Below are 11,002 nucleotides of genomic sequence, written 5' to 3'. Positions count from 1 at the left end.
GTGGCGCCCGCGGCGCCCTGGGGGCGCCCCCCGGGGGCGGCCACGCGCCCCTGGGCTCCGGGCGGGGGCGCCGCGCCGGCGGGCCGTGGGGGCGCTTCCCGGGCAAACGGGGGGGGGGCGGGTGGGGGACTCCGGAGTCCACCACCCGCCCACCGCCATTTCCCCTGCCGGTCAGCCCTCGGCGATCGCAGGCGCTCCGATCAGCGGGTCCCGGGCGGCGGGCCCCGCGACGGCCGTCTCGACGGCCACGGGGACGGGCGCGGTCGCGGGCCCGTCGTCGGCCGCGGACTGCCGGTCGGGCAGCAGGTCGAGCACGGCCTGCCGGTGCGCCTCGCTGGTGGCGTCGTCGTAGGGGTCGGGTGTGGCGGGCACCTGGAGCCGCAGGACCGGTCCCGTGCCCAGCCGCGCGTAGCCCCGGCCCGGGGGGACGTCCGGGGTCGGTGTCGTGTGCGGCTCCGCGCCGAGGACGGCCTCGATCTGCTCACGCGAGGCGGGACCGAGGACGGCCCTGGCGCGTGTGTGGGTCCGGACCGTCTCGGTCAGCGATTCGACGCAGTCGAACTGGTCCGCCATGACGACCGTGACCCCGGCAGCCCTGCCGTGCCGGAGAGGGACCTGGAGGAGCTCCTGCGGGTCGGGCCTGCCGTCGGCCGCGGCCAGATGGCCCAGGACGCTGGGACGGTCGAGCAGGATCCACAGCGGACGCTTGGTGTCCTCGGGGGCGGGGTGCCCGGCCTGGCGTGCCCGGTTGGCGGCGATCAGCCGCCGTTCCGTCTCGTGGGCGGCCCATTCCAGCGTCGCGAGCGCCCCGGCGAGGCCGCACTCGACCGCGAGCACCCCGGTACGCCCGGCCAGGGATCCGTACTCGCCGGTGCCGCTGCCTTCGACGACGATGACGTCGCCGTTCTGCAGGGCCTGGAGCGCGATGGAGCGCATCAGGGTGGTGGTCCCGCTGCCGGGCTGTCCGACGACGAGGAGATGGGGTTCCGTGGAGCGGGCCCCGGTGCGCCAGACGACCGGTGGCGCGTCCCGCGTGGCGTCACCGTCCCGCACGGGCACGGTCCGCCGGACGGAGTCGGCGTCGGTGAAGCCGAGCACGGTCTCACCGGGTGCGGTCACGAAGCGCTGGGCGGCGATCGAGACCGGCAGGGCGTCGAGCACGGTCATGACGAGGTGGTTGCTCTCCTCGTCCCAGGCGAAGTGGTACTCGCGGCCACGGCCGGACTTGGCCTGGAGCAGTTGCTCGATCCGGCTGCGGGAGGCCGGTTCGCTGTCGGTGAAGAACGCGGGGTAGTTCACCTGGAGGCTGGTGAGGCGCCCGTCGGCGTCGAACGTGTGGCTGCTGAAGCCCTTGTCCCAGTCGCCGCCGTGGGAGAACAGCGGACTGGGGTCGTCGGCCGTCGAGAAGTAGGGCACGAGCGCCTCGTACAGGGCCTGAAGTCTTGCGGACTCCGCCTCGTCGGGGCCGGTCTTGACGGGCGTGCGGTCCCGCCCTTTCCACGCGGCGGCGCTCATCACCGTGATCACGGCCAGCAGAGGCCCGTACGGGATGAGCGCCACCACGAGTACGCAGGCCGCGGCGAGGAACAGCGTGGGACCACGCCGGTCCTTGGGCGTCGCGGCCCACTTCTGCCGTCCTGCCGCGGCCAGCAGCCGCAGACCACGAACGATCGTGATCAGCGGATGGAGGACGTCGGTGGCGTTGTCGGCGGCCGTGCGCGCGATCTCTCGACTGCGAGTGATCGATGCGCTGCCGCTGCTCAGAATGCGGGGGAGTGGTCGCCGGGCCACGTCGGTCTCCTGAAGGGGTGGGAACGGTTGCCGAGCGTCAGAACTTGATCCCGCCGAGCAGGCCGGCGAGGCTCGCCCCGCCCGCCGTGATGCTCGGTGCGATGGCGGTGCCGGCCAGGTAGAAGCCGAACAGGGCGCAGATCATGGCGTGCGATGCCTTGAGGCCGTCCTTCTTGAAGAACAGAAAGACGATGATGCCGAGCAGTACGACGCCCGAGATGGAAAGGATCATGAGTCGTTCTCCTGGTTGAGGGGACAGTCACCATGAGTCCTTCCAGGATTACGGGAAGTATCTATACGATAAAAGGTGCAATTGAGTGAAAAGCTGACATTTTCACTTGACTGGCGGACAGGAGAGGGACTTCACCGCCGAGAATGTCTACGTTCCGTGACCGGAACGGTCCGCTCAAGGTGATCTTTTGCCTCAAGGGGGCCGGGTCATGTCGGCGCGGGACCAGTACCCTGTCGATTCACTCGTACGGCTCCGCGCCGTACTCCCCACCAGGTCAGCGGCAGCGACAACGGTTATGGAAGGCGGTCCGTCCGATGAGCGAAACCCCCGATCCCGAGGTGGTCGAGCTGGCCGCCAAGGTCTTCGACCTGGCTCGTCGCGGTGAGGCCGACGCGCTCGCCGCGTACGTCGACGCGGGCGTGCCCGCGAACCTCACCAACGACCGAGGTGACTCCCTGCTCATGCTCGCCGCCTACCACGGGCACGCCGGCGCGGTCACGGCCCTCGTGGGCCGCGGCGCCGACCCGGACCGGGCCAACGACCGGGGGCAGACCCCGCTCGCAGGCGCCGTCTTCAAGGGCGAGAACGCCGTGATCGAGGCACTTCTCGCGGCGGGTGCCGATCCGGCGTCCGGCACGCCCTCCGCGCTCGACACGGCCCGCATGTTCGGCAAGGCCGACCTGCTGGAACGCTTCGGAGCCCGCTGACATGAGCGCGCAGGTGCCCGCCGGGGCGCTCACCGGCGCACGCGCCGGCCTTTGCGCCGTAAATGTGGTCGCGGTGGCGAAATGGCTGGGTCATCATGACGTCGCGGGTCCGCTCAGGGCCACCGACGAGAGGCAGAGGAAGATGGTCTACACCAGGCAGAAGACGGCGGACGGCCGATCATGTTGCTGCGCGGCCTAGAGCCGGCTCCGGTGCCTGCCCGGCACCTGGAACTGCACAGTCCCGGTTGCGTCGACAGCTTGATGTGAGGCTTTTTCCATGTTTGATCCGTTCATAGCGCCGAGCGGCACCCTGCTCGGCCTGCTGCAGAGGGGCCGCGGCGACGGCACGCTCCACGCGCTCGCCGCACCGCGCCCCGAGGCCCTGGCGGCTCTCAACCACTGTGTCCTGAGCGATCCGCGTCACGACTGGCAGGTCGAGAACCGCTCCCTCTACTACGCACGTCTGTACCTCGATCTCGACGGCGGCATCGAAGAGATCGAACGGCACCTGTGCGACCCCGAGGACCACCTCGACCCCGACGACTCCCGCACGGGCCTCGCCCTCGCGGTCCTGGGGCACCTCGCCTCGTACGGACGCGAGGACGCCCTCGCCCTGCTGCGGCGTTACGCGGCCACCGGCTCCAACTGGGCGTGGGCGCTCGACGAGCTCGCCCTGCGCGACGACGACGCCGGCCTGCGCTCGCTCGCCGTGCCCGTACTGGACCGCTTCCCCGCCACCCCCGAGGGAACCGCCGAACTCGCCGCGGTCGTCCGCGACGCCTTCGAACCGCGCCCCTGGCGGCTGTGGGCCGACGACCCGCGTGACGAGGTCGGCGCCCGGGTCAGGGCCGCCTCGGAACAGGGCTCGTTCGACCGCTGGCAGCGCCAGATGCGACCCGGCGGCCCGCGCCCCGGCTGGAGCGTCCAGGCAGTGTTCGACTGGGCGCAGCAGGGCCTGGAGCGTGGCAGCGTCCTCCACGTACCGGCAGCCCGCTGCCTGTCCGCGGTCGCCGGTCCCGACGACCGGCCCCTGATCATCGAGGCCGCCCGCAGCGGCTCCGAGGGCGCCCGCTGCGCCTCGCTCCACTACCTCTCCGAGGCCGGCGACCCCGCCGTCCTCGACCTGATCGAGGCCGCCGCCACCGACCCCTCGCCCACCGTCTCGGAAGCCGCCGTCGGCGCCTTCGAGCGCATGTGCGGCGAAGCGGCCGTGGACCGTGCCCGCCGCTGGGCCCACCGGCCCGACGCGCTGGGAGCGTCGGCTGCCGGAGTGCTCGCCTGCCGCGGCGGATCGCAGGACGCCCCGCTCGTCCTCGGCGCCCTGCGCGAGGCCGTACGGGGCGAGGGGCCCGACGCCCAGCGACTCTGGACGCTCGTCGACGGCACCGGCCGGCTCGGCATCGCCTGCGCCGCACCCGTACTGCGCCACGTCTACCGCGAGACGTCCTCCTCGCATCTGCGCGGACGGGCAGCCCGGGCCCTGGCCGCGACCGACCCGTCCTTTCCCACCGGCTTCGCCGTCGAGTGCCTGTGGGACTGCGAGGAGACCACCCGGGAGGTCGCCGCACTGCACGCGGAGACCGGTGACATCAGGGTCGCCGAACGCCTGCGGCGGCTGGCCGCGGACCCGGCCGAGGAGGCCGAGGTGCAGACCGCCGTGCGCAGCAGGATCGGGCCCGACGCACCCGCCGTCTGAATCAACGGGCCCCGCACCCCGCATCAGGTCGGCGGGGCGGGGCGCGCGGCGTGCCTGACCGCCCGTACGTCTCCGGGCGCCGGCGAGAGCACGGCCCGGCGCCGGATGCGCGCCACGCACGGGACGGCGCCCTCGCCCCGGCCCGTCCACCGCGCCCCGCCGTGCCGCCCAGCGCCCTCGCCCCGCCCACCGCCCCGCCCCGCCCCGCGCGGCCGCGACGCCCGGCCGGAAGCCGTGCGCGGTCTGCCCTTGCGCCCGTCCCCGGGCCAGAATGGGGGGATGACCGGACGCTGGGAGTTCTGGATCGACCGGGGCGGCACCTTCACCGACGTGGTGGGCCGGGACCCCGAGGGCCGCCTGGTCAGCCACAAACTGCTCTCGCACGACCCGGACCGCTACCGGGACGCCGCCGTCGCCGGGATCAGACGGCTGCTCGGCCTCGGGCCGGACGAACCCGTCCCCGCCGACCGGGTCGCCGTGGTGAAGATGGGCACGACCGTCGCGACGAACGCCCTGCTGGAGAGGACCGGCGAGCCGACGGTGCTCGTCATCACGGAGGGCTTCCGGGACGCGCTGAGAATCGCGTACCAGAACCGGCCCCGCCTCTTCGACCGGCACATCCTGCTCCCGGAGGCCGTGTACGAGCGGGTGATCGAGGTTCCGGAGCGCGTCGACGCACGGGGCACGATCGTGAAACCGCTCGACCTCCCGGCGGTGGCCGAGCGGCTGAGGGCCGCGAAGGCCGACGGATTCACCAGCGCGGCCGTCGTGCTCATGCACGGCTACCGCCACCCCGGTCACGAGTCCGCCGTCGCCGCCGAGGCACGTGGGGCGGGCTTCACGCAGATCAGCTGCTCCCACGAGGTCAGCCCCCTGATCAAGCTGGTGCCCCGGGGGGACACCACCGTCGTCGACGCCTATCTCTCCCCGATCCTGCGCCGGTACGTCGACGAGGTCGCCGGTGAACTGCGGGGCATCCGCCTGATGTTCATGCAGTCCAACGGCGGACTGCGGGAAGCCGCACACTTCCGCGGCAAGGACGCCGTGCTCTCCGGACCGGCGGGAGGTGTCGTCGGCATGGCCCGCACCTCCGAACAGACCGGACACGACCGTGTCATCGGCTTCGACATGGGCGGTACGTCCACCGATGTGTCGCACTACGCGGGCGAGTTCGAGCGCGAACTCGGCACCCAGGTGGCCGGTGTCCGGATGCGCGCTCCGATGATGAGCATCCACACCGTCGCCGCGGGCGGCGGCTCCGTCCTGCACTTCGACGGCCGGCGCTACCGCGTAGGACCCGACTCGGCGGGCGCCGACCCCGGGCCGGCCTGCTACCGACGCGGCGGACCCCTCACCGTCACGGACGCCAACGTGATGCTCGGGAGGGTCCAGCCCGCCCACTTCCCCGCCGTCTTCGGGCCCGGGGGCGACCAGCCCCTGGACACCGCGACCGTGCGCGAACGCTTCGAGGCCCTGGCCGGGGAGGTGGCCCGGACCACCGGGAGCCGGCGGACGGCGGCCCAGGTCGCGGCCGGTTTCCTGGAGATCGCCGTGCTCAACATGGCGAACGCCGTCAAGAAGATCTCCGTCCAGCGCGGCCACGACATCACGCGCTACGCCCTGGCCGCGTTCGGCGGAGCGGGCGGCCAGCACGCGTGCGCGGTCGCGGACGCACTGGGCGTCGACACCGTCCTCGTGCCCCCGTTCGCCGGGGTGCTCTCCGCGTACGGCATCGGACTCGCCGACGTGACGGCGATGCGTGAGCAGTCCGTCGAGGAGGAACTCGACGAGCGGACCCGCGCCCGCTTGGAGACCCTCTGCGCGGAGCTTGCCGAGCGGACCCGGGCCGGGCTCCGCGCCGACGGCGTACCGGACTCCGCCGTCACCACCCGGGCCCGTGTGCTCCTGCGTTACGCCGGGACGGACGCGAGCCTGCCGGTGGACCTCGGCACGGTGTCCGGCATGACCGGGGAGTTCCTGGCCGCTCACCGGGCGCGCTACGGCTTCACGATGGACAGACCGCTGGTCGCCGAAGCGGTCTCCGTGGAGGCCACAGGGACCTCGGGACCCCGTCCGGCCGCGTCCCCGTCGGCAGGTGGTCACCGGGCCGGGCCGCACGACACCGTGAGGATGTTCAGCGAAGGGCGATGGCAGGACGCCCGTCTGTACCGGCGTACGGAACTCCGGACGACGGACACCGTCACCGGACCAGCGATCGTCGCCGAGAGCGACGCCACCACCGTCGTCGACCCCGGCTGGCAGGCGTCGCCCGGCCCCACCGGACACCTTGTGCTGACCCGGGTGCGTCCGCGCCCCGACCGGACGGCCGTGGGGACGGGTGTGGACCCGGTCATGCTGGAGGTCTTCAACAGCCTCTTCATGTCGATCGCCGAGCAGATGGGCGTGCGCCTGGAGAACACCGCCCACTCCGTCAACATCAAGGAGCGACTGGACTTCTCCTGCGCCCTGTTCGACTCACACGGCAATCTCATCGCCAACGCCCCGCACATCCCGGTCCACCTCGGTTCGATGGGGGAGTCCATCAAGGAAGTGCTGCGGCGCAACGGCAGCACCATGCGCCCCGGCGATGTGTACGCGATCAACGACCCGTACCACGGCGGCACCCACCTGCCCGATGTCACGGTCGTGACGCCCGTCTTCGACGAGCCCCCGGGAGAACACGGGAGCGGGCCGCGCTTCCTCGTGGCCTCGCGCGGCCACCACGCCGAGATCGGCGGCATCACCCCCGGCTCCATGCCCGCCTTCAGCCGCACGATCCACGAGGAAGGCGTCCTGTTCGACAACTGGCTGCTCGTACGGGACGGGAGGCTGCGAGAAGCCGCCACGAGGGAACTGCTGACGACCGCCGCGTACCCCTCGCGCGACCCCGACACCAACCTCGCCGATCTCCGCGCCCAGATCGCCGCCAACGAGAAGGGGATCGCCGAACTCCGCCGCATGTCAGAGCAGTTCGGTCCCGCCGTCGTCGAGGCGTACATGCGCCACGTGCAGGACAACGCGGAGGAGTCCGTCCGCCGCATCGTCGCCGGTCTCGACGACGGCTCGTACCGCTACGAGACGGACAACGGCGCGGTGATCGAGGTGCGGCTGACCGTGGACCGGGCGGCCCGCAGCGCCGTACTGGACTTCACGGGAACCTCACCGCAGCAGCCCGGGAACTTCAACGCACCGAAGTCCGTGGTCATGGCCGCCGTCCTCTACGTCTTCAGGACGCTCGTGGCCGACGACATCCCGCTCAACAGCGGCTGTCTCAAGCCCCTGGAGATCCGGGTGCCCGAGGGATCGATGCTGGCGCCCGCCCACCCGGCGGCGACCGTCGCGGGCAACGTGGAGACCTCCCAGGCCGTCACCGGCGCCCTCTACGCGGCGCTCGGGATCCAGGCGGAAGGCTCCGGCACCATGAACAACCTCACCTTCGGCAACGAGCGCGTCCAGTACTACGAGACGGTCGCCAGCGGTTCCGGCGCGGGCGACGGCTTCCACGGCACCGACGCCGTACAGACCCACATGACCAACTCCCGGCTCACCGACCCGGAGGTGCTGGAGTGGCGCTACCCGGTGCTCCTGGAGAGCTTCGAGGTACGGGCCGACAGCGCCGGGGCGGGACGATGGCACGGCGGACAGGGAGTGGAACGGCGCATCCGCTTCCTCGAACCGGTCACCGTGGCACTGCTCTCGGGCCACCGCCGGGTCCCTCCGTACGGAATGGCGGGCGGCGAACCGGGCGCGCCCGGCAGCCAGCAGATCGAGCGCGCCGACGGTACGACGGTGACGCCCCTGGAGGGCTGCGACACCGCTGATCTCGCGGCCGGGGACGTACTCGTGCTGCGCACCCCGGGCGGCGGCGGATACGGGCCTCCGCGGCGGCCCGAGGACGGCTGACCGGGCCTCCGCGCGCGGGGCGGCCGGTCGGTCGCTTCTGCGCCGTTTCGACCGTTGTCGGTGCGAGGACCTAATCTGTGCAGCGTGACTTCGCCTGCCTACACGGACAACGCTGCGCCCCAGCTCAGCGGGGGCCCGCGGCCCGCCCAGGGCCCCGCCGCCGATGAGGGGCTCTCGCGACGGCTGCGCGCGCTCGCCTGTACGGCGCCGCTGCACGACCTCGACGTGCGCAAGGCGAATCTCGCCGGTGAGTACACGGTGTACTCGATGGCCGAGGTCGCGCTCGCCGCCATCGACCTGGTCACGCTCAACATGGACTTCGACACGGGCGCCGACCACGACCAGATAGTGTCCAGACTGCTGCCGCGCGTCGGGGCCCAGGCCCCCGGCCGCCCGGTCGCCGAGCACGAGCGGGTCGCCCGCTGGGTGCTGGAGAACCTGATCAACGTCGGGAGCGTCGACCGCGGCTTCCGCGCGGTGTACGGCACCTTCGGACCCGACGGGGTGTACGTCCGCAGGGACTACGACTTCAAGCTCATCGAGGAAGTCCCCGGTTACGGCGGCAGCGTCTACCTCCGCGCCACCGACGAAGCGGTCAACGTGCTGGTCGGCGCCCTGGACACGGACGTCACCAGCGCACAGATCGCCGCAGAGGTGAAGCTGGAGGTCCTGATCAGCCGCGGGCGCCTCGCCGACGCGCAGCTCGCCGCCGAGCAGGCCCGCTACCGCACCGTGCAGTACGCGCAGACGCTCCGAAGGACCCTGGAGGCCACCCGGCGCAACGTCCGCGCCGTCGACTGGCTCAACACCGTCCCGGACATGATCGCCGAAGCGCTGGACCACATCGCCGACCGCTACCGCCACGAGAACGCGATCCTCACCAACATCCGCAAGTCGCGCGACGAGGCGGAGGACCCCGAGCACAAGCGGCGCGCCGCCGAGCTCGTCGACATCGTCAAGGACTGCATCCGCCGCCACACCCAGCTCCAGTCCAGGCTGCTGGAAGCCGGACCGCTGTTCCGCGCCGAGCAGGACCGGCAGGCGTTCGCCGCCCCCACGGCACGGACGGGCCTCGACCTGTACGGACAGCTGATCACCCCACTGCTGCCGCTCCCCGTCGAACAGGCCATCCGCGCGACGGACGCCTTCTTCGCGCACGGCACCGGGCTGCGCACACCCACGTCCGTACGGGTCGGTGACCTCGTCGACATGCTGCTCACGCCCCCCACGGAGCGCGAACACCTGGGCGCGGCCATGCCCGAACCGGACCTGATCGCCACCCCCGACGACAGCCGTTTCAGTGAGGACCAGCTCGCGCACGCCATGACGCTGCTCGATCTGGAGCACGACGCACCGCGCCGGCTCTCCGGGCTCCTGGCCGAGGCCCGGCTCAGCGATCCCGAGCTGCCCTACCTGGTCGCCCTGCTCGCGGTCCACGCCGCGAGCCCCCCGGTCGGCACCGCGTACCGCCAGGGCGAACGGCGTCTGCTCTTCGCCGTGGACGACGGTACGGAGCTGGACGACCCGGAGTTCGGCGGCGCCGACCTGATAGTGGGCACCGCGCTGCTGGACACGGCCGCGGCGACGGCGGACCGCAGGGAGGCGTCATGACCACCCGCGTCCTGGCTCCCCGCCTCGCGGCCCCTCGCGTCATGGACCCCGTGCCCCGTACCCCCGCCACCGCGGCCCACGCGGGCCGCCACCCCTCCGTACCCAGGACCTTCCGCAGTTTCCGCACCGAGGAGCACCGACCGTGAGCGAGTACCACGCCGAGCACGCCGACGCGTGGAGCGGGACGGCTGACCCGGCCCCGGCAGCCGAGCCGAGCGCCCCGGCGCCCGTCACCCCGGCCGACGCCGCCGACGCCGCGCGCCTCGTCTCCTTCGGGCTCCAGCCCAAGCTGCTCCCCGCCCGCGACGCCGAGTACGCCGAACTGCTCCGCCGCTACCGGGAGGAGCCCGCCTTCGCCCGGCTCGCCGACGCCGTGGCCACCGGACTCGGGCTGATCGTCCTGGAGGTGTCCACCCGCGCCGGGATGGCCGTCACCGCGGGCGAGGACTCCGTGTTCGCCGTACGCATGGGCGACTACGCCCGCCGTGCCTCCTCCGACTCCGCCGACCGCTTCCTGCACGGCCTCGCCCACCTCGCCGTCGCCGCCATGGCCTTCCCGCGCCCCGAGGACCTGGCCGACAACGGCTACATCGGCCGCATCACGGTCAACGGCGTCGACGCCTTCGTACGCCAGGCCTGCCGGCGGCTGGAGGAGCGGGCCGAGGAGCACGGCGACAACACTGACCCGGCCACCGAGGCCCCCGGCCTCGAAGCGGGGTGGCGCATCTACGCCCGGCGCAGCGCCACCGGGGCGACGAAGGACGCCCGGCGGCTGGCCGGCTCCACCACCGGCATCATCGGCAAGGCCGTCGCCTTCCTCACCGACTCCGGCTTCCTCCAGCGCACCGGGGACGACGCCGGAGGCGCGTACCGCACCACCGCCCGCTACCAGCTCCAGGTCCGAGACATGGCAGGCGGCGCCGCCATGGCCGAACTGCTGGAGCTGGGGGTGGTCCCGGTCTCGGACGGCACCGCCACCCTGCTGCCGCCACCGGACGCCGACCGCCCCGAGCTGGCAGCCGACGAGGGCCTGCCCTTCCACGCCTGACCCGCCGCGGGCCC

8 protein-coding genes are annotated in these 11,002 nt (G+C 72.7%); 6 read left to right on the top strand and 2 right to left on the bottom strand.

Annotated elements, in window-relative coordinates:
* Positions 1-171 precede the first annotated feature (171 nt).
* Together AB0C82_RS12935 and AB0C82_RS12930 are read right to left on the bottom strand one after the other, a co-directional pair.
* A complete protein-coding gene (locus AB0C82_RS12935) occupies positions 172-1,791 on the bottom strand; it encodes an ATP-binding protein (RefSeq protein WP_362839947.1) in 1,620 nt (539 codons plus the stop codon).
* 37 nt (positions 1,792-1,828) lie between these two features.
* Positions 1,829-2,023, bottom strand: coding sequence for a hypothetical protein (locus AB0C82_RS12930; protein WP_185301971.1), 195 nt, complete (start codon positions 2,021-2,023; stop codon positions 1,829-1,831).
* 314 nt (positions 2,024-2,337) lie between these two features.
* Between AB0C82_RS12930 and AB0C82_RS12925 the strand changes: the two genes are divergently transcribed.
* From AB0C82_RS12925 to AB0C82_RS12900, 6 genes are all read left to right on the top strand, one after another.
* Positions 2,338-2,730: an ankyrin repeat domain-containing protein gene (locus tag AB0C82_RS12925; RefSeq protein ID WP_362839944.1), complete on the top strand. Its 393-nt coding sequence runs from the start codon at positions 2,338-2,340 to the stop codon at positions 2,728-2,730.
* A gap of 277 nt (positions 2,731-3,007) precedes the next feature.
* Complete coding sequence (locus AB0C82_RS12920) at positions 3,008-4,426, top strand: HEAT repeat domain-containing protein (RefSeq protein ID WP_362839941.1); 1,419 nt, start codon at positions 3,008-3,010, stop codon at positions 4,424-4,426.
* A gap of 279 nt (positions 4,427-4,705) precedes the next feature.
* Positions 4,706-8,329, top strand: coding sequence for a hydantoinase B/oxoprolinase family protein (locus AB0C82_RS12915; protein WP_362839939.1), 3,624 nt, complete (start codon positions 4,706-4,708; stop codon positions 8,327-8,329).
* A gap of 84 nt (positions 8,330-8,413) precedes the next feature.
* Positions 8,414-9,940, top strand: coding sequence for a hypothetical protein (locus AB0C82_RS12910; RefSeq protein ID WP_362839936.1), 1,527 nt, complete (start codon positions 8,414-8,416; stop codon positions 9,938-9,940).
* Positions 9,937-10,086: a hypothetical protein gene (locus AB0C82_RS12905; RefSeq protein ID WP_362839933.1), complete on the top strand. Its 150-nt coding sequence runs from the start codon at positions 9,937-9,939 to the stop codon at positions 10,084-10,086. Before AB0C82_RS12910 ends, AB0C82_RS12905 begins: the two co-directional genes overlap by 4 nt.
* Entirely contained in the window at positions 10,083-10,988 is a 906-nt protein-coding gene (locus tag AB0C82_RS12900; RefSeq protein ID WP_362839930.1) for a hypothetical protein, read from the top strand. Before AB0C82_RS12905 ends, AB0C82_RS12900 begins: the two co-directional genes overlap by 4 nt.
* Positions 10,989-11,002: the final 14 nt, after the last annotated feature.

The sequence above is a fragment of the Streptomyces sp. NPDC048560 genome (assembly GCF_040650955.1).
Classification (GTDB): Bacteria; Actinomycetota; Actinomycetes; order Streptomycetales; family Streptomycetaceae; genus Streptomyces.
The sequence above is the reverse complement of the archived record's forward strand: the minus strand, read 5'-3'. Positions and strand labels throughout refer to the sequence as shown.